The following is a 25,347-nucleotide window of genomic DNA, read 5'->3' as shown; positions in this document are numbered from 1 at the left end:
CTCTCAATCCAGGATGAAGCTTTCGAGGTACGACGGGTTGGCGCGCTCCAGCATCGAGCGGGAGCGCGCGCGGATCTGCCGGTCGCTGTGCTCGCTGTCGGGGAGCATCCAGAAGCGGTCGGCGCGGATACCGTCCACGACGTGCTCGGCGACCTCCTCGACCGGGGTGAAGGCCACCTCGTGCCCGGCCTCCCGCATGGCCGCCTCCCATTGGCCGAGGCTGCGGTAGGGCGTCCTGCGGGGGCGGGACTTGGCGTACCGCTCGGGGCGGTTGCGGTGCGACTCCCACAGGCCGGTGCGCAGCATGTGGGGGCCCGGGAACAGCACGGAGGCGCCCACGCGCGCGTGCTCCGCCCGCAGATGCGCGTACAGCGACTCCGTCATCGTCACGACGGCCGCCTTGGTGACCGCGTACACGGAAGCGGTGGGCAGCGGGGCGATGCCGCCGTCCCCGGACGAGGTGTTGACGACGTGGCCCTCCTCGCCGCCCGCGAGCATCCGCGGCACGAACGCCTGGATGCCGTGGAAGACACCCCACACGTTGACTTCGAAGGCCCACCGCCAGTCGTTCGGCTCGTGCTCCCACATCCGGCCCTCGGCGCCGGAGCCGACCCCGGCGTTGTTGCACAGGACGTGGACGGCGCCGAACCTGTCGTACGCGTCGTCGGCGAGCGCGAAGACCTGCTCGCGCACGCCGACGTCGACCACGCGCGCGTGCACCGCCGCCCCGTCCGCGCGCAGCCCGGCCGCCGCCTTCTCCAGGGCGCCCTCCTCGACGTCGGCGAGCACCACCGCCAGGCCGTCCGCCGCGAACCGGCGCGCGAGCGCGAGCCCGATGCCGCTCGCGGCGCCGGTGACGACGGCGACCTGTCCCGCGCGCAGCTCCATCTCAGACGCTCCCCTCGGGCGGCCCGTCGAGGACCTGCCGCGGGTCGTCGTAGCGCTGGTGGATGTACGGGAGCAGCGCCTGCGCGCTCACCCGCTCCACCACCCGGCCGCGCTGGTCGCTGGTCTTCTCGCCGATGGTGATCTCCACCAGACGGCGTACGGGCAGGTCCGCGACCGGGTCGTACATCGACTCCCGAAGCACCACGTCCCCGGTGACGCTCTCCAGCTTGCGGACCCGCTCATTGCGTACGCAGTGCACGAGCACCGGATCCGCGTCGAAGCCCGAACCGTCCACCCCGGGAAGGAACTTGAAGTAGAAGTCGGTCCGCTGCGCGGGCTCCGGCAGCGGCAGAGCACCACTGACGGCCCCGCGCACCTCCACGAACGCGATGCCGTGCCGGGCCATGGCGGCCCGCACCACCAGGCCGTCCCGCTCCACGGTGACCTCGCCCAGCTTCTTCGGCTCCCCGAAGACCTCACGGCCGCCGGTCAGAGCCCGCTCGTGCGTCATCGGCATCACCAGCGGATACCAGCCCGCCACCCCGCCGTGCTCCGCGGCGACGGCCACCGAGCCCGCCCCCAGGGGATAACCGGCAAGGTCGACCTTGCTGATGTTGGCCCGCACCAGGGGGCGTGCCGTGGGCTTCAGGGGCGGCGGCAGGACAGCCGCCACCACGTCCGGGTCGCTCTCCCACACGGCGACCACACCCGTGGACCAGATGTCGGGGAGCTTGCTGCTCGCGGTGCGCGTCGCGACGATCTCCGCCTCGGTGCGCGCGCCATAACGTACGCGTGCCATGCCGTACCACCCTTCGCCGAAGGAACCGGTCGGACTGAACAGAGCTGACCGGAACTGGACGGAACTGCCAGGTACTTGCGGGCGTTCTGTAACACAGTTACAACAGGAGCCGTGAAGGGTAAAGGGACGCGCACCACCCTGGATCGCGAACGGGTCCTCGCCGCCGCGGCGGACCTCGTCAAGCAGCACGGCCCCGCCGCCCTGACCATGCGCAAGCTCGCCGCCGAGCTCGGCACGGCCGTCACCTCGATCTACTGGCACGTCGGCAACCGCGAGTCGCTCCTCGACGCCCTCGTCGAGCGCACCGTCGCCGACCTCGGCGAGATCCGCCCGGCGGGCCGCACCCCCGCCCGGCGCGTGGCCTCCGTCGCGCGCGCCCTGCGCCGCCAGCTGCGCGACCACCCGCACCTCGTCGCGATGGTCCACGAACGCGGCCTGACGGAACGGATGTTCCTGCCCGCACAGCAGGCCCTGGCCCGCGAGATGCACGCCGCCGGGCTGCGCGGCGCCCGCGCGGCCGACGCCGTGCGCGCCGTCCAGGTCCATGTCGTCGGCCATGTCCTGGTGGAGCGCAACCGCGAGCGCGCGCCGGTGCAACGCCCCGACGAGCACCAGTTGTGGGAGGCGCGGACGGCCGGCCACGACCCGGCGCTCGCCCGCGCGCTCGCCCGGCCCCTGGACGCCGAGCGGCTGTTCGCGCTGTCGGTGCGGGCGTTGGTGTCCGGCCTGCTCGGAGCCGGTGGCGAGGTGCCGGTGGGGCGCGGCGGGGAGAGGGCGAGCGGACGCGGCGGGGAGGCGACGGCCGGACACCGCGACGACGCCGCCGGAGTCGACGCGGACGCGACCGCGACCGGCCCTGGGAACTGACTGTCAGTCGCGGCCCGTATCCTCATGGACCATGCTCGAAGACCGCACGACCGCATCCCTGACAGAGGGACCGGCGACGCCGACGGCGGCCGCAGGGACGGGGACGACCGACGCGACACCGCCGGGACCCGGGACCCCCTGGCCGCCGGCCTACCCCTCGGGGTACGCGGTCGTCGACGTCGAGACCACCGGCCTGTCCAGGGACGACCGGATCATCTCGGCCGCGGTCTATCGCCTGGACGCCACGGGCGAGGTCGAGGATCACTGGTACACCCTGGTCAACCCGCAGCGCGATCCCGGCCCGGTGTGGATCCACGGCCTCACGAGCGACAAGCTGGCCGACGCCCCGCTCTTCGCCGACATCGCCGAGGAGTTCGCCGCCCGCCTCGCGGACCGCGTCCTCGTCGCGCACAACGCGGTCTTCGACTGGTCGATGATCGCCAGGGAGTACGCCCGCGCGGAGCGCACCGCCCCCGTCCGCCAGCGCCTGTGCACCATCGCGCTCTCCAAGGAGCTCGGCCTGCCGCTGCCCAACCACAAGCTGGAGTCCCTCGCCGCCCACTTCGGCGTCGTCCAGCGCCACGCCCACCACGCCCTGGACGACGCGCGCGTGCTCGCCGAGGCGTTCCGGCCGAGCCTGCGCGCGGCGGCCGGCGGGGGTCTGCGCCTGCCGCTCCTGGAGTGCCGCCCGCTCACCGAGTGGTCCGACGGCGGGGCCCGCGTCGGCCGCCAGGGCACGGGCTCCTGGGCGCCCAACTCCTCGTACCAGCCGGGGAATTGGCGCGCCTCCCGCAAGCGCCCCGCCTGCCCCTTCCCCAACCCCGGGCGGTGGGAGGACGGCAAGCCCCTCAAGCAGGGCATGCGCGTCGCCTTCTCCGGGGACACCTCCGTGGACCGCGAGCTCCTGGAGGACCGCGCGTTCGAGGCCGGCCTGCACATCGCGACGAGCGTGTCCCGGCTGACGAGCCTCCTCGTCACGAACGACCCGGACTCGGGCACGTCGAAGACGACGAAGGCCCGCGCGTACGGCACCCCGGTCATCGACGAGGCGGCCTTCGGGCAGCTCCTCCAGGACGTGGCTCCGGCGGACGGCGCCGCGAGTGCGGCCGGTGCCGCGAGCGCCGACGGGGCCGCGAGTGCCCCCAGCGCCCCCGGTGCCCGAACGGACGTGCCCCGTCCCGGCGGGCCCCCGGCGTCAGACGGGTGATTGCCGGGCGACTCGCCCGCCCACCGCTCGCCCCGCACCGCCGCCGCGTCCCACCCTGTGGCGCATGGCACGTTGCGAGGTCTGCGGAAACGACTACGGCATGTCCTTCGAAGTGCACGCGCAGGGCGCGGTGCACGTCTTCGACTGTTTCGCCTGCGCCATCCACCGCATGGCGCCGATCTGCGAGCACTGCCGCTGCCGCATCATCGGGCAGGGCGTCGAGGCGGGGGGCCACTGGTACTGCGGGGCGCACTGCTCGCGGGCGGAGGGGCAGGTGGGGATCGTCGACAAGGTCTGAGCCCCACCCCCTGCCCGACACCCCACGACCGAGTTGTACCGTCGTGGGGTGTACCGCTTCCTGTTGACCCGCCAGTGGGTGATTCTCACCCTCATCGGTCTCGTCCTCATCCCCGTGATGATCGAACTGGGCTTCTGGCAGCTGCACCGCCACGAGAACCGCGTGGCGCGCAACGAGCAGATCGGCAAGGCGCTGGAGGCCCCGCCGGTCCCCGCCGAGCGGCTCACCGCGCCCGGCCGTGAGGTGCCGGACTCCGCCGTGTACCGCCGGGTGACGGCCAAGGGCACGTACGACGCGAAGCACGAGGTCGTGGTGCGGCGCCGCACCAACTCCGACGACGAGGTCGGCTTCCACGTCCTGACCCCCTTCGTCCTCGACGACGGCAAGGTCCTGCTCGTCAACCGCGGCTGGATCCCCGCGAACGGACCGCAGACCGCCTTCCCCAAGATCCCCGCCCCGCCCCGCGGCGAAGTCACCGTCACCGGCCGCCTCATGCGGGACGAGACGTCCGCAGCGAGCGGCATCAAGGACGTACGCGGCCTGCCCGACCGCCAGATCATGCTGATCAGCAGCGGCCAGCAGGCCCACGCCCTGGGCAAGCAGGTGCTCGGCGGCTACATCCAGCAGACCGCGCCGCGGGCCGACTCCCCGCAGCTCCTCGACGAGCCCGACCACAGCGGCATCGGACCGCACATGGCGTACGCCGTGCAGTGGTGGCTGTTCGCCGCAGGGGTCCCCGCGGGCTGGGTGGTCCTGGTCCGCCGCGAACGCAAGGACCGCCTGGCGGCGGCAGCGGCGGCAGCGGCGGCCCCGGCCGAACCCGCGGAAGCGTCACCCGCGACGGCCTGACGCGGGCCGTTCGGCGGACAAGCACGAGGACCCGGACCGTCCCCCGGACAAGCACGAAGACCCGGACCGTCCCGCGGACACGCACGAAATCCCGAACCGTCCCGCGGACACGCACGAAAACACCCCCGATCGCGGACAAAAGCGACCCCACCCCCGATTGACGGCTCCCCGAACCGGGAAACCGTCACCCGTGCCGCGACGCCCCATCGAGGACTACGCCCTGATCGGCGACCACCAGACCGCCGCCCTGATCTCCCGGACCGGGTCGGTGGACTGGCTGTGCCTGCCCCGCTTCGACTCGGGGGCCTGCTTCGCCGCGCTCCTCGGCGACGACGAGCACGGCCACTGGCGCATGGCGCCCAAGGACGCCGACGTCTGCACCCGCCGCGCCTACCGCCCGGACACCCTGGTCCTGGACACGGAGTGGGACACTCCGGACGGCTCGGTGCGGATCACCGACTTCATGCCGCAGCGCGACCGCGCCCCGGACCTCGTACGCGTCGTCGAGGGCCTGGCCGGCGAGGTGACCGTGCACAGCACGCTGCGGCTGCGCTTCGACTACGGCTCGGTCGTGCCGTGGATGCGCCGCGCCGACGGCCACCACGTGGCGGTCGCGGGCCCCGACTCCGTATGGCTGCGCACCGATCCGGAGGTCCGCACCCGGGGCCGCGACTTCGCCACGCACTCGGAGTTCACCGTGGCCGCGGGCGAACGCGTGACGTTCGTCCTCACCTGGCACCCCTCGCACGAACCGCGCCCCCCGCTGATCGACGCCGACCGGGCCCTGGCCGACAGCGTCGAGGACTGGCGGGCCTGGGCGGCCCACTGTCGGTACGACGGCCCGCACCGCGACGCGGTGGTCCGCTCCCTGATCACCCTCAAGGCCCTCACATACGCCCCGACCGGCGGCATCGTCGCCGCGCCCACCACGTCCCTGCCGGAGGAGATCGGCGGCGTACGCAACTGGGACTACCGCTACTGCTGGCTGCGCGACTCCACGCTCACGCTCGGCGCGCTGCTCACCGCGGGCTATCTGGAGGAGGCCGAGGCGTGGCGCGACTGGCTGCTGCGCGCGGCCGCGGGCAAGCCGGCCGACCTGCAGATCATGTACGGCCTCGCGGGCGAGCGGCGGCTTCCCGAGTACGACGTGGAGTGGCTGCCGGGGTACGAGGGCTCGACGCCGGTGCGGATCGGCAACCGGGCGGTTCGCCAGCGCCAGCTCGACGTGTACGGCGAGGTCGTGGACTCGCTCGCGCTGGCCCGCCGCTCGGGCCTCACCACCCGCCCGCACGGCTGGAAGCTCCAGCTCGCGCTGATGGAGTTCCTGCGCCGGAACTGGCACCGGAAGGACGAGGGCCTGTGGGAGGTGCGCGGCCCGCAGCGGCACTTCGTGCACTCCAAGGTGATGGCGTGGGTCGCCGCCGACCGCACCGTGCGCGCCCTGGAGGACGATCCCGGGCTGCCCGGCGACGCGGACCGCTGGCGGCGGCTGCGCGACGAGATCCACGCGGAGGTCTGCGAGCGTGGCTACGACGCGGAGCGCAACACCTTCACGCAGTCGTACGGCTCGTCCGAGCTGGACGCCGCGCTGCTGCTGATCCCGCGCGTGGGGTTCCTGCCGCCCGACGATCCGCGCGTCGTCGGGACCATCGACGCCGTCCGCGAGGAGCTCGGCACCGGCGACGGCCACCTGCGCCGCTACAGCTCCGACGGCACCACTGTGGACGGCCTGCCCGGCGCCGAAGGGACCTTCGTCGTCTGCTCGTTCTGGCTCGCCGACGCGCTGCACATGACGGGCCGCAGCAAGGAGGCCCGCGCACTCTTCGAGCGGCTGCTCGCGCTCCGCAACGACGTGGGACTGCTCTCCGAGGAGTACGATCCGGCGGCCGCGCGCCAGTTGGGCAACTTCCCGCAGGCGTTCAGCCATGTCGGTCTCGCGGGTACGGCCCTCGCCCTCTTCGGGACCGACGCGGCAGGATAGGGCCATGGATCTTGGACTGAACAACCGTGTGTACGTCGTCACCGGCGCCACCCGTGGCCTCGGGAACGCCGCCGCCCGTGAGCTCGTGGCCGAGGGCGCGAAGGTCGTCCTGACCGGACGGGACGAGAAGGCGGCCGCCGCCGCGGCCGCGGAGCTCGGCCCGAACGCGGTGGGCGTCGCCGCGGACAACGCCGACGCGGACGCCGCGGAGCGGCTCGTCGCGGCCGCGCGCGAGCACTTCGGGGGCCTCGACGGCATCCTCATCAGCGTCGGCGGGCCGCCGCCCGGTTACGTCGCCGACAACACCGACGAGCAGTGGCGGGCGGCCTTCGAGTCGGTCTTCCTCGGTGCCGTGCGCCTCGCGCGGACCGCGGCCGCCGAGCTCGACGAGGGCGGCGTCATCGCTTTCGTCCTGTCCAGCTCCGTGTACGAGCCGATCCCGGGCCTGACCGTCTCCAACGGCCTGCGCCCCGGCCTCGCGGGCTTCGCCAACTCCCTCGCCGACGAGCTGGGACCGCGCGGCATCCGCGTCCTCGGCCTGCTGCCGGGCCGCATGGACACCGACCGCGTCCGCGAGCTGGACGGCCTCGCCGCCGACCCCGAGGCGGCCCGCCTTGCGGCGGAGTCCCGCATCCCCCTCCGCCGCTACGGCACCCCCCAGGAATTCGCCCGCACCGCCGCGTTCGCCCTCTCCCCCGCGGCGTCGTACATCACGGGCGTGATGCTGGCGGTGGACGGCGGGGCGAGGCGGGGCTTCTAGGCCTTCCTGGGGGCTGCTCTTGCCGAGGGCTGCTCTTGCCGAGAGCTGCTCTTGCCGAGAGCTGCTTGGCTGCGGGCGGTTGGGGCCCCGCCGCTACCGCGGCGGGACTTCTCCCACCCGCCCACCCAAGGCGGAGCTTCCTCCACCCGCCCGACAGTGCCACCTCGACTGGCCCCTGTGGGGCGACGCCGGGCCCCACAGCAACGGGTGGGCGGGTGGGAGGAGCCGTCGCGCAGCGGCGGCGGACAGATTCCGCCCCCGGCCGGGGTCAGCTGACGCGCTCGGCCCGGTGCCTAACCGCCCGCAGCTCCACCGTCGCCGGCAACCGCTCGAGCCCCGCCGAGTCCCGCGCGTGCGCGAGCGCCTCCTCGCAGGTCCGCCGCAGCGCGTCCGCCGGGACGGCCTCCGCCTCCAGGAGGAGCCCGACCCGCGCCTCGGGCGCGTTGCGCCGCCCGGTCAGGCGCACGCTGGCACGCTCCACGCCGTCGAGGGCGGACGCCTCGCTCGCCAGCACACTCTCCATCGCCCGCCCCCGCAGCAGCGCCCCTTCCCCGTCCCCGGTCTCCACAAGCACCTCCGCCAGCCGGCGCCGCCGGAGCTGCGCGGTCAGCCACCACAGGGCGAGCAGCACGATCAGGGCGAGCACCCCGATGACCGTCGGCCACCACCAGCCGTCGTCGCGCCACCGCGCCCGGTCGGCGTCGCTGAGCAGCACGTCGTCACGGCCGTCTTGCACCCACCACGACGGCGGCTCGGCACCGAGCCCGACGGCCAGCACGGACCCGCCGACCAGCACGAGCACCAGACCGATCAGGCCGAGCAGTACGCGGTTCACCGTCCGCAGCATGCCCGTTCACCCTTCCCCAAGCTCTCGGCTCCGCTCGAGCAGGGGAGACCCCACTCGGCCGGGCCGCGCCACATGCACCGACAGCGCGGGCGGGCTGCCGAGTCCGAGGACACGGATGGTCTCGGCGAGCGTCGTGTCCAAGTCGCCGCGTACGTCGTCGAGTTCACGGAAGTGCGACACGGCCCGCACGTCGACCTTGGACCTGCTCATCCGTACCCGTACCGACCGCACCCCCGCCACGTCCATGGCCCGGTCCCGCAGCACCATCGCGGCGGCCCCGCGGTGCAGCCCGGCCCGCACGTCCTCGTGCGTACGCCGCATCGGCAGCACGGCGCGCAACCCGGGGGTCACCGCGAGCACGAACAGCCACAGCCCGATCGCGGCGGCCGCGGCGGCCCCGGCGAGCACCGCCGTGTTCTCCAGCGGCCGTTCGGCCAGCTCCCGCGCGAGCTCGCGCCGCCACCGCATCGCGGGGTGGTCGGCCCGCACGGCGACGATGTCGTACAGAAGCAGCCCGGCCCCGCCGAGGATCAGCAGGGCGAGCAGCCCGGCCGGCACGCGCCGCGCCGACCAGAAGCGGGGCGCGCGGCCGTCGTCGCCGCTGAGCGTGGGCAGCGGCTCATAGGCGGCCGCGGACGCCGACTGGCCGAGCTCGGGCTCGGACTCGGGCCCGGCGGCTTCCATGACCGGCACCGCCTTGGTCAGGTCCGGCTTGGTCAGGTCCGGCCCGCCGGCCTGCTGGGGCTCGCTCATCGGATCCTCCCCTGCGCCGCAGCCCGCGCCTGCGCCGAGTGCAGCCGCTCGACCTGGACCGCCACCTCGGGCACTTCCATGCCCGCCAACGCCCTTACCCGCTCGGCGACTCGGCGACGCACGGCACCGCACTGGCGGCCGATGTCGCTGGGGTAGTCCAGTTCGAGGCTGACGCGGACGCGGGCGGTGTCGTGGCGCAGGCTGACCGTCGCGTGCGGCGGCGCCGCCTCGGCGGGCAGCACGGGCAGCGCCTCACGCGCCGCGCGCGCGGCGATCTTCGCGACGACGCGGTCGGCGATCCGGGTCGCGCCGCGCTCGCCGGGCGGTACCTGCCCCACGACCTCGGCCGCCACCGCTCATCGCCGCCGGTCGCCGCGGGGACGGAAGAAGTCGCCGGGCTCCAGGTCCCCCTCCAGGAACCGCCCGGCGACGAAGCCGACGGCGCCAAGCGCGGCCACCAGCAGGAAGGCCCCGAACCCGCCGAAGTATCCGGCGAAGCCGAGGGCCATTCCGGCGATCATGCCGATCACGGCAAAGCTCATCGTGCGCTCCTTCGCTCCTGCCCACCCGGTGCTCGCCCGCGGCCACGCCCGCCGCCGCGCGGCGGCTCCTGCTTCACGCATACCCAGGCCGCGCGCCGACGCCGCCTCGCGGCGGGTGCGAGCCCGGTGGCCGCGCGGGCCCGTGGTCCGGCCCCGCGCGGGCGGCTACTGCAGCCGCCCCGGCTGCTCCTCGTCCTCCTCGTCCGGCAGCTTCACGTCGCTCACCGCGATGTTCACCTCGACGACCTCCAGGCCCGTCATGCGCTCGACCGCGGCGACGACGTTCTCGCGTACGTCCCGGGCGACATCGGCGATCGACACTCCGTAGTCGACGACGATCTCCAGGTCGAGAGCCGTCTGTACCTCGCCGACCTCGGCCTTCACCCCGCGCGTGACGGATTTCGAGCTGCCGGGCACCCGGTCGCGCACGGCCCCGAAGGTCCGGGCGAGCCCGCCGCCCATGGCGTGCACGCCGACCACGTCGCGCGCGGCGAGCCCGGCGATCTTCTCGACCACGCCGTCCGCGATGGTGGTCCGCCCGCGCGTCGCGGGGTCGCCTCCCCCGCGCCGCTGCGGTCCGCCCTTCCCTGGGGCCTCGGGCGACTCCTTGGCGAGCGTCTGGGACGTCGTGCGCTCTCCGGTGTCGGTCATCACGATGGTCCTTTTCAGCAGGGGATCTGCTCTTTCATCCACATTAAGCGCGGCCCCGCACCGGCGCGCCCGGGATGCGGCAGGCTGGAGCCATGACGGGTGACGGATGGACCTCGGCGGTACGTCGCCAACTGGGCCTCGGCCGGGTGCTGCCGCTGGGCGGCCCGGGCGACGGGGCGTGGCTCGCGGAGTCGGCGGCCCGCACGGTGCTGCGGGGCTCGGCCGAGCGGGTGGCCGGGGTGCGCCTGACCGGCCTGCGGGTGTCCCTCGCGGATGCGGGGCGGCCGGCCCCGGACGCGTACGTCTCCACGGTGCCGTCGCCCCCGAGCGCGCTGCCGCCGGGCCCGCTGCGGATCAGCGCGGACTTCACGGCCACCACGGCCGAACCCCTGCCCACGGCCGCATCCCGGCTGCGTACGGCACTCGGCACGGCGGCGGTCGAGCGGCTCGGTCTGGTGGTGGCGGAGGTGGACCTGCGCGTGACGGGGCTGCTCGACGGGGACGATGCCGGGGCAGCCACGGATGCCGCTCAGACAGAGGCGGCCCCCGACGCCGGCCCGGTCCCCGGCGACGTACCCCTCGAAGAGCGGCGAGACGACGTACGCCCCGAAGAGCGGCCGGATCAACCGCACCCAGCGGACGAACCGATGGCCGCCGAGTCCGACGAGGGGCGTGTGGCGCGGGCCGTCCTCGCGGTGCCGGGTGTGACCCGGATGGCGGGCACCCTCGGCGGCCTGGGCCGTGCCGTCCACATCGAGGAGCACGCGGCGCCGCACGCGCTGCCGCGCCGCCACATCCGCGTGGAGCTGGCGGCGGACGCGCGCCGGTGCACGCTGGACGTGACCCGCGCGGTCCGCGCGGCCGTCGCCGAGGCCCTGCCGGACCGGCCGTCGGTGGCGGTGCTGGTCACGGCCGTGGACTGACACGCCCCTGCCACCCGCCACCAACCGGCATACGGACGTACGTAATTGACGGGGCGCCAGGCACTTCGGCGCCCCAACCTCCGTACGCACGAGGGAACTTGTCAGTCCCCGATCCCCGCGAGGTCCCGCAGCCTGCGCGCCTGTGCGGCCCTCTCCGCGCGGCGCTGCTCCTCGTACGAACGGCCCGTGACGCCCTGGAGCAGGGCCTTGGTCTCGATGACCGCGTCGCGCGGCGCGGCGAGCAGGGCCGCGGCCAAGTCCTGGGCGGCGGCGTCGAGTTGGTCGCCGGGCACGACGAGGTTGGCGAGGCCGATGCGCTCGGCCTCGGCCGCCTGGACGAAGCGCCCGGTGGCGCAGATCTCCAGGGCGCGGGCGTACCCGACGAGGGAGACGAGCGGGTGCGTGCCGGTGAGGTCGGGCACCAGGCCCAGGCTGGTCTCGCGCATGGCGAACTGCGCGTCGTCGGCGGCGATCCGCAGGTCGCAGGCGAGGGCGAGCTGGAACCCCGCACCGATCGCATGACCCTGGACGGCGGCGATGGACACGATGTCGCCGCGCCGCCACCAGGTGAACGCGTCCTGGTACTCGGCGATGGTCGCGTCGAGGACGTCGTCCGCGCCGCGCGCCAGGTCGAGGAACGACGGCTCGCCGTCGAAGCCCTCGGGCGTGAAGGCCTGCCGGTCCAGGCCCGCGGAGAAGGACTTGCCCTCCCCGCGCAGGAGCACCACGCGGACACTGCCGGGCAGCGCCCGGCCGGCCTCGGTCAACGCCCGCCACAGCGCGGGAGACTGGGCGTTGCGCTTGGCCGCGTTGGTCAGTGTCACCGTGGCCACGGCGTCGTCGACCGTGAGACGTACGCCGTCCTGGTCGAGAACCGGTGCCGTTGCGCTCGGACCGCTCGCGGACGAACCGCTCGCATCGCTCGAAACGCTCGAACCGCTGTCGGGCGAAGCCATCAGTGCCTCCGGTGGTGAGTGCAGTCGTCTTCAACGGGCGCGTCGACGCAGCTCAGCGCTTGTGCGGACGCAGGTCCACGTCCGCACGGCGCATGTCGACGCACCGCTTGCGGGCGCTGGGTCGCGCCCACAAGTGACTGCACAGTAACCACCCGGTCGATCAGCCGATCGACCGGGTGGCCACACCGGCCCACCGGAGCCGGACGGCCGCGAGACGCCGGTTAGCTGGAAGCGGCCTTCTTGCCTCGCGTCGCCCCGCCGCGTCCCCGCAGCGTGACTCCGGACTCACTGAGCATCCGGTGGACGAACCCATAGCTACGGCCGGTCTCTTCGGCCAACGCCCGGATGCTCGCACCGCCGTCGTACTTCTTCTTCAGGTCTGCCGCGAGCTTGTCGCGCGCGGCGCCGGTCACCCGGCTGCCCTTCTTCAGAGTCTCGGCCACCCGTGCCTCCTCATGGGAAGTGCGCTCTGGACTTCTCATGATCACCCCTCCCGGGCCTCCTGGCCACCCATTCGGCAAGGTCCGTGCGACTTGATTGGCCGCGAGTCAAGCGGCGACCACGACCGGAATTAACGATTCCGCACCTCGCGGCACGTACCGCCGAATGGGTTCTGCAAGGAAGGGGCAGGTCAGCGACGTGCCGGGGAAAGACGGGCCTGCGGGTCCCGTGTGACGGAGAACTCCGTGTATCGCACACGTCGGTACGAGGACGACTCACGCAGATGAAGGATCACGGATCGGCCGAATGATCCATACGCAGTGGATCAGTCAATCGATCAAGCGCGCTGGGCGTCGCCCGCAGTCGGCCACCGACACGACCGCCGCCGGGGCGGCGGGCGCGTCAGGCGAGGGCGACCAGGTCCGCGTAGTCCGCGCCCCACAGGTCCTCGACGCCGTCCGGCAGCAGAATGATCCGCTCCGGCTGGAGCGCCTCGACGGCGCCCTCGTCGTGGGTGACGAGGACGACGGCGCCCTTGTAGGTGCGCAGCGCGCCGAGGATCTCCTCGCGGCTCGCGGGGTCGAGGTTGTTGGTGGGCTCGTCGAGGAGCAGGACGTTGGCCGAGGAGACGACGAGCGTGGCGAGGGCGAGACGGGTCTTCTCGCCGCCGGAGAGCACGCCCGCGGGCTTGTCGACGTCGTCTCCGGAGAAGAGGAACGAGCCGAGCGTCTTGCGCACCTCGACCAGGTCGAGATCGGGCGCCGCGGAGCGCATGTTCTCCAGGACCGTGCGGTCCGGGTCGAGGGTCTCGTGCTCCTGGGCGTAGTAGCCGAGCTTGAGGCCGTGGCCCTCTATGACCTGGCCGGTGTCGGGCTTCTCGGCGCCGCCGAGGAGGCGCAGGAGGGTGGTCTTGCCCGCGCCGTTGAGGCCGAGGATGACGACCCTCGACCCCTTGTCGATCGCGAGGTCCACGTCGGTGAAGATCTCCAGCGAGCCGTACGACTTCGAGAGGCCCTCGGCCATGAGCGGCGTCTTGCCGCACGGCGAGGGCTCCGGGAAGCGCAGCTTGGCGACCTTGTCGCTCTGGCGCACGTCTTCGAGGCCCGCGAGGAGCTTGTCGGCGCGGCGCGCCATGTTCTGCGCGGCGACCGTCTTGGTGGCCTTCGCGCGCATCTTGTCGGCCTGCGAGTGCAGGGCCGCGGCCTTCTTCTCGGCGTTCTGCCGCTCGCGCTTGCGGCGCTTCTCGTCGGACTCGCGCTGCTGCTGGTAGAGCTTCCAGCCCATGTTGTAGACGTCGATCGCCGAGCGGTTGGCGTCCAGGTAGAAGACCTTGTTGACGACCGTCTCGACGAGGTCCACGTCGTGGGAGATCACGATGAAGCCGCCGCGGTACGTCTTCAGGTAGTCCCGCAGCCAGATGATCGAGTCGGCGTCCAGGTGGTTCGTCGGCTCGTCGAGCAGCAGCGTGTCCGCGTCCGAGAACAGGATCCGGGCCAGCTCGATGCGGCGGCGCTGACCGCCGGAGAGCGTATGCAGGGGCTGGCCGAGCACGCGGTCCGGGAGGTTCAGGGCGGCGGCGATGGTGGCGGCCTCGGCCTCGGCGGCGTATCCGCCCTTGGTGAGGAACTCCGTCTCGTGGCGCTCGTACTGCTTCAGGGCCTTCTCTCGGGTGGAGCCCTGGCCGTTGGCGATGCGCTGTTCGTTCTCGCGCATCTTGCGGATCAGTACGTCGAGTCCGCGGGCAGAGAGGATGCGGTCGCGGGCGAGCACGTCGAGGTCGCCGGTGCGCGGGTCCTGCGGGAGATAACCGACCTCTCCGGAGCGGCTGATCGTGCCCCCGGCCGGGATGCCCTGGCCCGCCAGGCACTTGGTGAGCGTCGTCTTGCCCGCGCCGTTGCGGCCGACGAGGCCGATGCGGTCGCCCTTGGCGATGCGGAACGAGGCGTTCTCGATGAGGATGCGGGCGCCGGCACGCAGCTCGATACCGGAGGCGGTGATCACGGTCAGACTCCTGGACAGGGAAAAGGACGGCGGGAGGGAGGCAAGGACGATGCACGATGCGCTGTCGCGCGGAGCGCGCCGCTCAGCCGTCTAATGCAGGAGGAGAATGGCCATGCGGCAATTCTAACGGGGCGCCGCAACCCATTTTTCCGCGCGGGCGGCTCGGGGGTGCTGGGCGGTCCCGCCCAGGGGCGGGAGTGCCCTCCCCCGGGATTACGGTTTCGGCTCCGGTTTCGACTTCGGCTTCAGCTCCGGCTTCAGCTTCGGCTTTGCGTGGGCCAGGGGCCGGGCGGGCGGCTCGGGTGCGCCCGGGAGGTCGTTGCCGAGGGGGGTGCGGCGCGGGGTGACGCGGCCCAGGTCGTCCACGGCGACGAGCTGTGCGGTCCACGCCGTGGCGCGGTCGCGGCAGGGCTGGGCGACCAGGAGGGTGTGGCCCCGCCGGACGGCGCGGGCCGGGTCGAAGGCGCAGTCCTCGCGCGCGGGCAGCGTCCAGCGCAGGTCGCCGTCGGCCGTGCGGTAGGCGGCGATGCGGTGCGGGGTGATGACGGCGAGCATGCGGGCCCCGGGGTCCAGCGGCCGCAGCACCCCGGCGCCGCCGTGCGAGCCGAGCCGACGGGCGCTCGCCGGGACGGCGCGGTGCCAGCGGACTCCCCCGCGCGCGGTGTCGGTGACCAGGCCGTCGTCCCAGAGCGCGACGGCATGCCCGGAAGCCGAAAGCAGCCCCACCGGCCGCCGTCCCTCCCGCGCGTACGTCCACTCCACCCGGCCACTCACCGCGTCGTACGCCTCGACCGACCGTCCCGTCGTACGCAGCGAGGCCCGCGACGACGCGGCCGCACCGTCGTCCACGCGCGCGTGGACAGTGAAACGGTCTCCGTAGGGCACCGGCCGCGAGTGGTGCACCACGGTGAGGAGCGGCAGGGCGAGGACGCCGAGGGCGACGGAGACCGCGAGGCGGAACCCTCGACGGCGGGTCGGGGGGTTGAGGGCTGTGGGGGTGCGCGGTGTCGCCTCGGCGGCAGGGGTGGGCGGGGCCGTCTCCGCGTGGACGGTCGGCGTCGCCCCGGCCCGCACGGCAGGCACCGTCTCGATCGGCTCGGCAGGCGACGGCTCAGGCCGCACAGTTGGCACCGTCTCGGCCCTCGCGGGCGCCGCGGACCCGGCACGGGTGGGCGTCGCGGAGCCGACAGGGGCAGGCGGCTCGGACCCGGCACGGGTCGGCGGCGTGGTCTCGGCGTGCGTGGGTGGTGCGGTGGTCATGGGCGCCCCCTTCGCTCCCTCCGGCAGCGGTACCGGTACCCCTGGCCACGGATCAGGCGCAGAGCGTAGTCGCGGGGTCGCGGGGAGGGGTCCCGGGTGGGCGCGACACGGCGTGGTGGAGCGGCCGCGTCGCCCGTTCGGACCTCCGTCCGGGCCGAGCGGCGGGTGGCGTACCAGGATGAAGTGGCCGGATGTCCGGCGCGCAGGGCGGCGCAGCGTCGTCCCGCAGGACGAGGCGGCGGTGTCGTTCCGAGGCCGTGGTCTCGTCCGGAGACGGTGGTCTCGTCCCCGAGGCAGCCGTCTCGTCCGGAGACAGCCGTCTCACCCCGAGACAGCGGCCTCACCCCGAGGCAGCCGCCTCGTCCGGAGGCAGCCGTCTCACCCCGGGACAGCGGCCTCACCCCGAGGCAGCCGCCTCGTCCGGCGAGAGCCGTCTCGTCCGGAGACAGATGTCTCACCCCGAGGCAAGCCGTCTCGCCCCCAAGGCAGCCGGTCCCGCACGCGAGGCAGAGCTCTCGTACGCGAGGCAGAAGGTCTCGCACGCGAGGCAGAGGGTGGTGCGCCCATGCAGTTCGACGACGACGCGGATCTTGACACCTCGGAGGTGCAGGATGTGCGCGGCAGTCGCATCCCCGGCGGCAGGGCGACCGTCGGCGGCGGCATCGCGGGGCTGATCGCGCTGCTCCTGGGGCTGTTCTTCGGCGTCGGGCCGGACCAGCTCGGCCTGACCGACGGCGGCGACGAACCCGCGGCCTCGTCCTCCTCGCTCGCCCAGGTCCAGCAGAGCTGCCGTACCGGCAAGGACGCCAACGCCCGGGAGGACTGCCGCACCGTGGCGGTCGTCAACAGCGTCCAGGACTACTGGCGCCAGGAGTTCCCGCGCCGCCAGGGCCGGTACGCGCCGGCGCCGACCGTGTTCTTCACCGGCCGGGTCGGCACGGCGTGCGGCGCCGCGTCGTCGGCGGTCGGGCCCTTCTACTGTCCCGGCGACCGCAAGGTCTATCTGGACCTCGGGTTCTTCGACGAGCTGCGGACGAAGTTCGGCTCCAGCGGCGGCCCGTTCGCGCAGGCGTACGTCGTGGCGCACGAGTACGGGCACCACGTGCAGAACCTGATGGGCACCCTCAGCCGCTCCCAGGACGGCCGCACGGGCCGGAACAGCAACGCCGTCCGCGTCGAACTGCAGGCCGACTGCTACGCGGGCGTATGGGCGCACAACGCGACGCGGACCCCCGACGAGTCGGGCAGGCCGCTGATCACCCGGCTCACGGACGCCGACATCCGCGACGGCCTGGACGCGGCGGCCGCGGTCGGCGACGACCGGATCCAGCAGCGCTACCAGGGCCGCGTGACCCCCGAGTCCTGGACGCACGGCTCCGCGCAACAGCGCCAGGACTGGTTCCACCAGGGCTTTCGCACCGGCGACATGGCGCAGTGCAACACCTTCCGCTGAGCTCGCCGCGAGGGCCCGGCCAGCGCCCGCGGGCCGTTGTCAGACCCGGGTGCAAGACTGTGGAACAGGTCACGTTCACAGGCATCGCACGGAAATTCCGCAGACTCACGGACGCGGACTCAGGACTCACGGAGACAGACTCACGGACGAAGGAGTGATCGGCATGGCAGGCGCTGTCAGGGGACGTCCCAGCATCTTCCCGACGCTGCTGTACGCGGACGCCAAGGCCGCGATCAAGCAGCTCACGGAGGCTTTCGGCTTCACGGAGATGAGTGTGTACGAGAGCGAGGACGGCAAGATCCTGCACGCCGAACTCGCCTATGGAAACGGCGCGGTGATGCTCGGTTCCAAGGGCCGCGGCGGCCTCTTCGCCGAGATCATGGACAAGGCGGGCCCCACCGGGACGTACATCGTCGTGGACGACGTCGACGCCCACCACCAGCACGCCGTGGAGCACGGCGCGGACATCGTGATGCCCCCGACGGACCAGGACTACGGCTCGCGGGACTACATGGCGCGGGACGCCGAGGGCAACATCTGGAGCTTCGGTACGTACTCGCCCGAGATAACCGGCTGACCCGCCCGGCCCTGCGGCGCCGCGGGCGGGACGGGCGCGGCGCTCACATGCCCCCGGTGTGCACCTGGAACGCGGCACGCCGCACGGCCTTCGCGAGCGCCGGGTCCGGGTGCGCCGCGGCGAGTGCGACGAGCACCTGCACGGTGCGCGGATGCCCGACGGTGCGCACCTCGTCGATCAGCGCGGGCACGGTGGGCTGCGGCGCCGACTCCAGGTGGCGTACGAGGAGTTCGGCCTCGCCGTGGTCGGCCACGGCGGCCGCGGTGTCGACCCACAGCCAGGTGGACTCCTCCCGCGTCAGGACGAGGTGGACGTCCTCGGGGTCGGTGCCCTCGTGCTCGGCGAGCCACAGCAGGGCGTAGGGGCGCAGCGAGGTCTCGTCGACGACGGCGCGCACGTCGGGTTCGGCCGGGGCGCCGACGACCCGCAGGGCCTCGAAGGCGAGGCCGCGCAGCAGGGCGTCCTCGCCGCGGGCGGCGTCGAGGAGTTCGGTGACGGCGCTCCCGGCGTCGCGGGCGGCGAGCCACGCGCGGTACTCGGCGCGGGCGGCGTTGGGCCGCAGGCGGGCGCAGCCGCGGAGCATGTCCTCGGCGGACTGCTCGATGTGCCCGGCGGGGCTCTGCGCGGCGACGCAGATCTGCTCCAGCTTGACCCACACGGCCCAACTGCCCAGCGGGGTCAGCGTGGCCTGGCCGTCGGCACAGGTGAGGGCGCCCACGGCGGACAGGGCGCGCAGGGCCCAGTCGAGCAGGGCGGGCAGCGGCGGTTCGGCGCAGTCGTCGGGTCCGGTGACTTCGGCGGGCGGCGAGGTGACCTCAGGGGGCGGCGCGGCGGCATCAGCGGGCGGCGCCGTCGAGGAGGCGGGTTCCGCCTGTGGTCCGTAGGGGATTTCGCAGCGTTCGGTGCGCAGTTCCCGGACGCGCTGCTCCAGCAGGTCGAGGAGCTGCGGCACAGGCACGGGGCCCGCCGACAGCTGGAGGAAGGAGAGGAGCTGAGGGACGGCCTCGACGGTTTCCGCGACGGTGGCGGGCGGCAGTCCGGCGGGGGCCGCGTGGACGAGCGACCAGGCGTCGAACAGGGCGACCCAGCCGCGCAGGACGGCGGCGTCGTCCCGGTCCCAGGCGCGCAGCCGCCAGCCGGGGCGCGCGGCGGAGCCGTGCACCTCGACGAGTCCGGCCAGGCGCGCGGTGTCCCAGTCGGAGCGGACCTGGTGGACCGTCACGTCCAGTTCGGCGGCGGCGCGTTCGGCGACGGCGTCGGAGAGGGCACCGCCGGTCCCTTGGCCCGCCCCCGCATCGGCGTCCGCGGGCGTGCCCGCCGCCCGGGGCCGCTTTCCGCCTTTCGTGCCGCCCGGCCCACCCTTCGTGCCGCCCGACGCACCCTGCGTGTCGCCCGACGCGGCGCCGGCCCGCGGGCCGCTGCCGCCGCCCTTGCCGGTGCCGCGCAGCGGGCCGGTGCCCGGGCGCAGCGCGTGGTCGGCCCAGCGGGCGACGCGCACGGCGTCCGCGAGGCCCGCGCGCGCCATGCGGGCCAGCTCGGCGGGCGCGGGCGTGCCCTCCGGCGGCGGGGGCGCGGGACGGCGCGAGCGGCGCTGGGTCACCGCGCCGGGGGCGCCGAGCGGACTGCGCGGTCGGCCGCGCTCCGCCTCCGTTCGCCTTTCGGCCTTCGGGGACGGCGTGCGGACGAGGTGGAGCCGGGAGTCGCGCGGGATACGGGACGTCACGGGAGCAGTCTTCCTGCTGGTGGTCCGAAAACCCAAACGGAATCCCGGCGGCGCCCCGGCGCACGCGCGCCACGACGGTCGCGGACCGTCAGGCCCAAGGGTGAGGAGGCGGTCGCATCGGCTACATCAAGGGGGTGAGGAAGCGCCGCAGTGCCTCTTCGTACCGTGTGGGGTCGGCGTTCCACATGGCCCCGTGGGGCGCATCCGGAACGGTGTGCAGGGTGACTAGGTCGGGGCGTTTTCCGGCCAGTTGACGGGAGAGGCCCCAGGGCGCCACGGCGTCGCCGGGCCCGTGCAGGAGGAGTGTCCGCACCTTCAGGGCGGCGGGGTCGGCGGAGCCGCCGATGGCGGCGGCGCGGCCCCCGCGCAGACCGGTGCGGCCCTGGGCGGCGCGCACGGCCAGCGGGAGCAGCGGGCCCGGGGTGCGGCGTGCGGCGGCGAGGGCGCGCAGCGTGGTCTGCCAGTCGAGCACCGGCGAGTCGAGGATCAGGCCTCTGACGCGGTCGCGGAGCCCGGAGTGGGCGGCGGCGTGCAGGGCCATCGAGGCGCCGGTGGACCAGCCGTACAGGACGACGTCGCGCGCGCCGTAGCGCACCGCGTAGCGGATGGCGGCGTCCAGGTCGCGCCACTCGGTCTCGCCGAGGTGGCCGAGCCCGTCCGGCGAGCGGGGCGCGCCCAGGTCGCCGCGGTAGGCGAGGTCGAGCACCGGCAGCCGCAGGTGGCGCAGGAAGTCCATGACGACCATCGGGTGTTCGCGCGTCGTGCCGAGGCCGTGCACGGTGATCACCCAGGTGTCGCGGGCGCCGGGCACGAACCAGGCGGGCAGGGGGCCGAGTTCACCCGGGATGTCGATGTCGGCGTGGTCGATGCCGAGCGCCGCGTGCGGGTCGCCGATGTGGACCTGCGGGGTGAGCCAGACCCGGGCGCCGGGTTCCAGGGTGCCGTGGGTGACGCGTTCGAGGCGGCGTACCACCGAGTCGGCCTCGTGCGGGGCCGCGTCGAGGACCGGGCCGACCACGGCGTGGCAGCCGTTGCCGCTCAGGCCGTAGAGGCCGGGGCGCCGCGAGGCCAGGGCGCGGGTGAGGGTGACCTGGCCGGCGGCCGTGGAGTGCACGGTCAGGCGCGGCTCCGTCGGCAGCGGGCGGCCCGCGGGGGCCTTCAGGGCGGCGTCGCTGGCGTAGCGGCCGGCCGCTACGGCCAGCGCGGCGGTGGCGCCTAGGACGGCGGTGGCGGTGGTGACGGCGGCGGCTGTCGCTTTGGCTGGGCGCACGGAAACAGTGTCCGCGGGGTGGGTGGGGGTGGCCAGTGGGCGGGTGCCGGTGGGGTGGGTTTTCCCCCATCCCGCCCCTTCCCGAGACCAGGGGGCTGCCGCCCCCTTGACCCCCGCTCATCGGCCTTCGGCCTCGTCCTCAAACTCCCCCAAGCTCTTAAGGAGCAGGGAGGGACCCCCTCGACGGGCTGAGACGTCCTGCCCGTATCCGGACAGTTTCTCTTTTGCTTCGTGTACCTGGCTCGCGGACAGGATGGTCGGCGCGTGGCCCGGCACCGCGGTCGCCGTGAGCCACAGGCGGCACATCCACTCGAGCTGGGCCGTGCGGTCGAAGGCCTGGGAGAGCGTGTCTCCGTAGGCGACCGTTCCGTGGTTCTGCAGCAGGCAGGCCGAGCGGCCGCGCAGGGCGTGCAGCATGTTCTCGGCCAATTCGTCGGTGCCGTACAGGGCGTAGGGAGCGACACGGACGGGGCCGCCGAGGGCGCCGGTCATGTAGTGGATGGGCGGGAGTTCCGGTACGAGGGTGGAGACGGCGGTGGCGTGCACGGCGTGGGTGTGGACGACGGCGCCGGCGCCCGTGCTGCGGTAGACCGCCAGGTGCATGGGCAGCTCGCTGGTCGGGGCGAGGTCGCCGATGACGGGCCCGCCGGCCAGGTCGACGCCGAGGACGTCCGCGGGCGTCAGCTTGTCGTAGGCGATGCCGCTCGGGGTGACGAGGACGGTGTCGCCGACGCGCACGGACACGTTTCCCGAGGTGCCGACGACCAGGCCGTCCGCCACGGTCCTGCGGGCGGTCGCGACCAGCTCGTCCCAGGCCCGCGCGACCGCCTCGCGCCCCGGGCCCGCCGTGGTGTCGTGCCGCTGCTCAGTCATGCGGAGATCCTGCCAGGTGATCAGGATCTCTTCCACGGGTCGAACGACCAGCTCAAGCAGTTCGTCCGGGGCCGGCCGGAGGGGACCCGGACGGCCTAATTCCGGGCCCACTACGGGCTCCCGCCAAGACCCCGTCGCGCCGGCCGGTGTATGCCGGAAGGATGTGGATTGGCGGCAACCCACTTCGAGTCACCGCGCAGCCCAACCCAGTTCACTTTCCGTTCACTCAGGTTGCCTACGTTCCACGAGCCACTGACGTCCAACAGAAGCCTGGGTAAATGGAACACATCACGCTTCTCCTCGGGATCGTGATCGTTACCGCTCTCGTGTTCGATTTCACGAACGGTTTCCACGACACTGCCAACGCGATGGCGACGACCATCTCGACCGGCGCTCTCAAGCCCAAGACGGCGGTGGCCATGTCCGCCGTGCTGAACCTCGTCGGAGCGTTCCTCTCCGTCGAAGTCGCCAAGACGATCTCCGGCGGCATCATCAACGAAGACGGTCTGAAGACCGAAGTGATATTCGCGGCCCTGGTGGGCGCGATCCTCTGGAATCTGCTGACCTGGCTGCTCGGCCTGCCGTCCAGCTCCTCGCACGCCCTGTTCGGCGGCCTCATCGGCGCCGCCGTGATGTCCATGGGCTGGTCGTCGGTCAACGGCGGCACCGTCGTCACCAAGGTGCTGCTCCCCGCTGTGGCCGCCCCGCTCGTCGCCGGTATCGCCGCGACGCTCGCGACCCGGCTGACGTACAAGATCAGTGGCCGCGCCGACGAGAAGGCCACCTCGAAGGGCTATCGCGCGGGCCAGATCGCCTCCGCCGGACTCGTCTCGCTCGCCCACGGCACGAACGACGCGCAGAAGACCATGGGCATCATCACGCTGGCCCTCATCACCGGCGGCGTGCTCAACCCCGGCGCGAACCCCCCGATGTGGGTCATCGTCTCGGCCGGTGTCGCCATCGCGCTCGGTACGTACCTCGGCGGCTGGCGGATCATCCGCACCATGGGCAAGGGCCTCACCGAACTGGCCCCGCCGCAGGGCTTCGCCGCGCAGACGTCCGCCGCGACCGCCATCCTCGCCTCCTCGCACATCGGCTTCTCGCTCTCCACCACCCAGGTCTGCTCCGGCGCCGTGATGGGCGCGGGCCTCGGCCGCAAGGGCGGCGTGGTCCGCTGGTCCACGGCGACGCGGATGTTCGTGGCGTGGGGCCTGACGCTGCCGGCCGCCGGCCTGGTCGGCGCGGGCGCCGAGCTCCTCACCAAGCAGGGCACCTGGGGCATCGCCACCACGGCCGCGCTCCTGATCGGCGGCTCCGCCGTCATCTGGTCGCTGTCGCGCCGCCAGCCGGTCGACCACACGAACGTCACGGCCGACAACATCGGCACCCCCGGTGCCGCCGGTGCCGACGCCGAGCCCGCGGGCGTCGTGACCACCGCCATCGCCGCCGTCACCCCACCCCCGGCGGGTCCGGTGGCCCCGGCCGCCGCCGAGGACACCACCGCCGGCGGCGACGCCGATGCCGCTGTCCGGACGACGACCCTCTCGCCCGCGTCCGCCGCGCCCGCCACGGCTGTGGCGGACTCCGCCCGGCCCGCCACGGTCTAAGGAAGAAGCAGCATGAAGATCGACTGGGCAGCTCTGGGCTCCGTCTTCGGAGTCAGCCTCGGGGTGACCGTCGCCCTCGTGGGCCTGTTCACTCTCGGCATCGTCGGCCTCTCCAAGCAGGAGCAGGCCAAGGAGGCGCGAGCGGCCGGCGGCGCCACGGCCGCGCTCCCCGCGCGCGTGGGCGCGTACGCGTGCTTCGCGCTGTGCGCGGGGGCAGTGGCGTACGGGATCTCGCTGATCGTCGCCTGACGCGGCGGCAAGTCGCCCGACGCGGCGGCACCACGTCAAACGCCCTGTGGGCGGCGAACGTTCTCTCAACGTTCGCCGCCCACAGGGCGTTCGGCATCCCTGTCGGCCGACCGTCCAACCGGCCACCATGTGTACCTCCACACACTCTCCCGTCGCAGGTCAACAGCGAGTTGACGGGCGTCGCGGGCCATGGTGGACTGCCGGAGCCAATTACGGCGGCAGGAGAGGAAGCCGGTGCGAATCCGGCGCGGTCCCGCCACTGTCACCGGGTGATCCGAACACGGTCCCCGGGAGCCAGGAACTCTCGCCGCCGGTCTCGTCGAACCAGGGCGCGGACACCCTGAGTGAGGACATATCGCCATGCGCGGCCGCCCGTTGCCGGTCCCTGCCCTGTCGCGGGTGCCATTTCCCCCGCTCACTCCGCTCGGCGTGACGGCGGGCTGACCCCATGCGTGCCGATCGCGACTTCGCGTACGGCGCCGCCGCCGGCCTCCTCGGTGACCTGCTGCTCGGCGATCCTCGCCACGGGCATCCGGTCGCCGCGTTCGGGCGGGCGGCGGGGGCCGTCGAGCGAGTGCTGTGGCGCGACCACCGGGGGTGGGGCGCGCTGCACACACTGGTGTGCGCCGGGGGCGCCGTCGGTGCCGGTGCGCTCGCCTCTCTTGCCGTACGCCGGTCCCGTGCCGCGTCCGTCGGACTGACCGCCGCCGCGACCTGGGCCGTCGTCGGGGGCACCTCCCTCGGCCGTGAGGCCCGTGCCATCGGGGGCGCGCTCGCCGCCGGGGACGTCGACGTCGCGCGGGAGCGGCTGCCGCACCTGTGCGGGCGTGATCCCGAGGCGCTGGACGCCGACGGGATCGCCCGGGCCGTGGTGGAGTCCGTCGCCGAGAACACGTCCGACGCCGTCGTGGGGGCGCTGGTGTGGGGTGCCGTCGGGGGTGTGCCGGGGCTCGTCGGGTTCCGGGCGGTCAACACGCTGGACGCGATGGTGGGGCACAAGTCCGCCAAGTACCGGCGGTACGGGTGGGCTGCCGCCCGGCTCGACGATCTGTTGGGGTGGCCCGGGGCCCGGCTCACCGCCGCCCTCGCCGTGGTCGCCGGGGGGTGCCCTCGTGGGGCGGTGCGGGCCTGGCGGGACGATGCCGCCAAGCATCCGAGTCCCAACGCGGGCGTTGTCGAGGCCTCCTTCGCGGGGGCGTTGGGGGTGCGGCTGGGGGGCACCTTGGCCTACGCAGGGCGCGTTGAGCATCGCCCCGTCCTCAACGGCGAGGGACGTGCCGTCGGCGTGGGGGACATTGAGCGGGCCGTGAAGTTGTCCCGCAGGGTTGGGTGGCTTGCCCTGGGAGTTGCGGTGGCCGTCGACCTGGCACGGGGTGGACGTGTGACCAAGGGGCACCCGGCGCGGTGGGCTGTGCCCACCCTTCCCCAAGCTCTCGGCTTCGCTCGAGCAGGGGATGCCCCACTCGCCCTGCGGGACGATTGCCCACAGCAGCAGCGGCACGAGTCGACTGGCTGCCGCCCACAGCGCCCGGAGTCGAACTCGGCGCCCCGCCCACAGCGGCACCGGCCGGA

Annotated in this window: 25 protein-coding genes, 1 pseudogene and 1 riboswitch; of the genes and pseudogenes, 12 read left to right on the top strand and 14 right to left on the bottom strand. The window is 73.6% G+C overall.

The window, feature by feature from the left end:
• Nucleotides 1-3 precede the first annotated feature (3 nt).
• Nucleotides 4-888 carry an SDR family NAD(P)-dependent oxidoreductase gene (locus AC0KTA_RS29990; protein ID WP_481051336.1) on the bottom strand — a complete coding sequence of 295 codons (885 nt, stop codon included), beginning with the start codon at nt 886-888 and terminating at the stop codon, nt 4-6.
• 1 nt (nt 889) lies between these two features.
• Nucleotides 890-1,687, bottom strand: a complete 798-nt coding sequence (locus AC0KTA_RS29985) for an acetoacetate decarboxylase family protein (protein ID WP_481051335.1) — start codon at nt 1,685-1,687, stop codon at nt 890-892.
• 111 nt (nt 1,688-1,798) lie between these two features.
• Between AC0KTA_RS29985 and AC0KTA_RS29980 the strand changes: the two genes are divergently transcribed.
• The 6 genes from AC0KTA_RS29980 (at nt 1,799) to AC0KTA_RS29955 (ending at nt 7,649) form a co-directional block, all read left to right on the top strand.
• Nucleotides 1,799-2,554, top strand: coding sequence for a TetR/AcrR family transcriptional regulator (locus AC0KTA_RS29980; RefSeq protein WP_481051334.1), 756 nt, complete (start codon nt 1,799-1,801; stop codon nt 2,552-2,554).
• A gap of 31 nt (nt 2,555-2,585) precedes the next feature.
• On the top strand, nt 2,586-3,761 hold the full coding sequence (locus AC0KTA_RS29975; protein WP_481051333.1) for a DEDDh family exonuclease: 1,176 nt from the start codon (nt 2,586-2,588) through the stop codon (nt 3,759-3,761).
• 64 nt (nt 3,762-3,825) lie between these two features.
• Entirely contained in the window at nt 3,826-4,059 is a 234-nt protein-coding gene (locus tag AC0KTA_RS29970) for a hypothetical protein (protein ID WP_481051332.1), read from the top strand.
• Between the two features lie 48 nt (nt 4,060-4,107).
• Nucleotides 4,108-4,908 (top strand): SURF1 family cytochrome oxidase biogenesis protein, encoded by an 801-nt coding sequence (locus AC0KTA_RS29965; protein ID WP_481051331.1) that lies wholly within the window; start codon nt 4,108-4,110, stop codon nt 4,906-4,908.
• Between the two features lie 190 nt (nt 4,909-5,098).
• Nucleotides 5,099-6,889, top strand: coding sequence for a glycoside hydrolase family 15 protein (locus AC0KTA_RS29960; protein WP_481051330.1), 1,791 nt, complete (start codon nt 5,099-5,101; stop codon nt 6,887-6,889).
• A 4-nt stretch (nt 6,890-6,893) separates the two neighbouring features.
• A complete protein-coding gene (locus AC0KTA_RS29955) occupies nt 6,894-7,649 on the top strand; it encodes an SDR family oxidoreductase (RefSeq protein WP_481051329.1) in 756 nt (251 codons plus the stop codon).
• Nucleotides 7,650-7,917: 268 nt separating this feature from the next.
• On the opposite strand, the gene amaP is transcribed toward AC0KTA_RS29955, so the two are convergent.
• The 5 genes from amaP to AC0KTA_RS29930 all read right to left on the bottom strand — a co-directional run bounded on the left by amaP (nt 7,918) and on the right by AC0KTA_RS29930 (nt 10,442).
• Nucleotides 7,918-8,496, bottom strand: coding sequence for an alkaline shock response membrane anchor protein AmaP (amaP, locus tag AC0KTA_RS29950; protein ID WP_481051328.1), 579 nt, complete (start codon nt 8,494-8,496; stop codon nt 7,918-7,920).
• 6 nt (nt 8,497-8,502) lie between these two features.
• Nucleotides 8,503-9,249, bottom strand: a complete 747-nt coding sequence (locus AC0KTA_RS29945) for a DUF6286 domain-containing protein (protein ID WP_481051327.1) — start codon at nt 9,247-9,249, stop codon at nt 8,503-8,505.
• Nucleotides 9,246-9,602, bottom strand: a complete 357-nt coding sequence (locus AC0KTA_RS29940) for a hypothetical protein (RefSeq protein ID WP_481051326.1) — start codon at nt 9,600-9,602, stop codon at nt 9,246-9,248. Before AC0KTA_RS29940 ends, AC0KTA_RS29945 begins: the two co-directional genes overlap by 4 nt.
• A 3-nt stretch (nt 9,603-9,605) precedes the next feature.
• Nucleotides 9,606-9,791 (bottom strand): hypothetical protein, encoded by a 186-nt coding sequence (locus AC0KTA_RS29935; protein WP_481051325.1) that lies wholly within the window; start codon nt 9,789-9,791, stop codon nt 9,606-9,608.
• A gap of 165 nt (nt 9,792-9,956) precedes the next feature.
• Nucleotides 9,957-10,442, bottom strand: a complete 486-nt coding sequence (locus AC0KTA_RS29930) for an Asp23/Gls24 family envelope stress response protein (RefSeq protein WP_481051324.1) — start codon at nt 10,440-10,442, stop codon at nt 9,957-9,959.
• A 92-nt stretch (nt 10,443-10,534) separates the two neighbouring features.
• On the opposite strand from AC0KTA_RS29930, the gene AC0KTA_RS29925 reads away from it, so the two are divergent.
• Nucleotides 10,535-11,365, top strand: coding sequence for a nucleopolyhedrovirus P10 family protein (locus AC0KTA_RS29925; protein ID WP_481051323.1), 831 nt, complete (start codon nt 10,535-10,537; stop codon nt 11,363-11,365).
• Between the two features lie 101 nt (nt 11,366-11,466).
• Here the strand turns inward: AC0KTA_RS29925 and AC0KTA_RS29920 are convergent, their stop codons facing one another.
• From AC0KTA_RS29920 to AC0KTA_RS29905, 4 genes are all read right to left on the bottom strand, one after another.
• The gene (locus AC0KTA_RS29920) at nt 11,467-12,321 is read right to left on the bottom strand and encodes an enoyl-CoA hydratase/isomerase family protein (RefSeq protein ID WP_481051322.1); all 855 of its coding nucleotides are present in this window, start codon (nt 12,319-12,321) and stop codon (nt 11,467-11,469) included.
• Between the two features lie 221 nt (nt 12,322-12,542).
• On the bottom strand, nt 12,543-12,764 hold the full coding sequence (locus tag AC0KTA_RS29915) for a helix-turn-helix domain-containing protein (protein ID WP_016645426.1): 222 nt from the start codon (nt 12,762-12,764) through the stop codon (nt 12,543-12,545).
• A gap of 400 nt (nt 12,765-13,164) precedes the next feature.
• Nucleotides 13,165-14,763 (bottom strand): ABC-F family ATP-binding cassette domain-containing protein, encoded by a 1,599-nt coding sequence (locus tag AC0KTA_RS29910; RefSeq protein WP_481051321.1) that lies wholly within the window; start codon nt 14,761-14,763, stop codon nt 13,165-13,167.
• 213 nt (nt 14,764-14,976) lie between these two features.
• Nucleotides 14,977-16,023 (bottom strand): PQQ-binding-like beta-propeller repeat protein, encoded by a 1,047-nt coding sequence (locus AC0KTA_RS29905; RefSeq protein ID WP_481051320.1) that lies wholly within the window; start codon nt 16,021-16,023, stop codon nt 14,977-14,979.
• A 565-nt stretch (nt 16,024-16,588) separates the two neighbouring features.
• On the opposite strand from AC0KTA_RS29905, the gene ypfJ reads away from it, so the two are divergent.
• Together ypfJ and AC0KTA_RS29895 are read left to right on the top strand one after the other, a co-directional pair.
• Nucleotides 16,589-17,476 carry a KPN_02809 family neutral zinc metallopeptidase gene (gene ypfJ / locus AC0KTA_RS29900; RefSeq protein WP_481051319.1) on the top strand — a complete coding sequence of 296 codons (888 nt, stop codon included), beginning with the start codon at nt 16,589-16,591 and terminating at the stop codon, nt 17,474-17,476.
• A 163-nt stretch (nt 17,477-17,639) separates the two neighbouring features.
• Nucleotides 17,640-18,053, top strand: coding sequence for a VOC family protein (locus AC0KTA_RS29895; protein WP_481051318.1), 414 nt, complete (start codon nt 17,640-17,642; stop codon nt 18,051-18,053).
• 43 nt (nt 18,054-18,096) lie between these two features.
• Here AC0KTA_RS29895 and AC0KTA_RS29890 read toward each other — a convergent pair whose 3' ends face one another.
• From AC0KTA_RS29890 to AC0KTA_RS29880, 3 genes are all read right to left on the bottom strand, one after another.
• Nucleotides 18,097-19,653: a hypothetical protein gene (locus AC0KTA_RS29890; protein WP_481056609.1), complete on the bottom strand. Its 1,557-nt coding sequence runs from the start codon at nt 19,651-19,653 to the stop codon at nt 18,097-18,099.
• 244 nt (nt 19,654-19,897) lie between these two features.
• Nucleotides 19,898-21,046: an alpha/beta hydrolase family protein gene (locus AC0KTA_RS29885; protein ID WP_481051317.1), complete on the bottom strand. Its 1,149-nt coding sequence runs from the start codon at nt 21,044-21,046 to the stop codon at nt 19,898-19,900.
• Nucleotides 21,047-21,163: 117 nt separating this feature from the next.
• Nucleotides 21,164-21,919 (bottom strand): class II aldolase/adducin family protein, encoded by a 756-nt coding sequence (locus AC0KTA_RS29880; RefSeq protein WP_481051316.1) that lies wholly within the window; start codon nt 21,917-21,919, stop codon nt 21,164-21,166.
• A gap of 278 nt (nt 21,920-22,197) precedes the next feature.
• Between AC0KTA_RS29880 and AC0KTA_RS29875 the strand changes: the two genes are divergently transcribed.
• The 3 genes and pseudogenes from AC0KTA_RS29875 to AC0KTA_RS29865 form a co-directional block, all read left to right on the top strand.
• Nucleotides 22,198-23,526 (top strand): inorganic phosphate transporter, encoded by a 1,329-nt coding sequence (locus AC0KTA_RS29875; protein ID WP_481051315.1) that lies wholly within the window; start codon nt 22,198-22,200, stop codon nt 23,524-23,526.
• 12 nt (nt 23,527-23,538) lie between these two features.
• A complete protein-coding gene (locus AC0KTA_RS29870) occupies nt 23,539-23,775 on the top strand; it encodes a hypothetical protein (protein WP_481051314.1) in 237 nt (78 codons plus the stop codon).
• A 199-nt stretch (nt 23,776-23,974) separates the two neighbouring features.
• Nucleotides 23,975-24,101, top strand: a riboswitch (cobalamin riboswitch).
• 122 nt (nt 24,102-24,223) lie between these two features.
• A pseudogene (locus AC0KTA_RS29865) lies at nt 24,224-25,156 on the top strand (cobalamin biosynthesis protein); the annotation flags it as partial.
• Nucleotides 25,157-25,347 lie beyond the last annotated feature (191 nt).

The organism is Streptomyces sp. Y309 (assembly GCF_056712025.1).
Note: the sequence above shows the minus strand (reverse complement) of the source record. Positions and strands in the feature narration are given on the sequence as shown.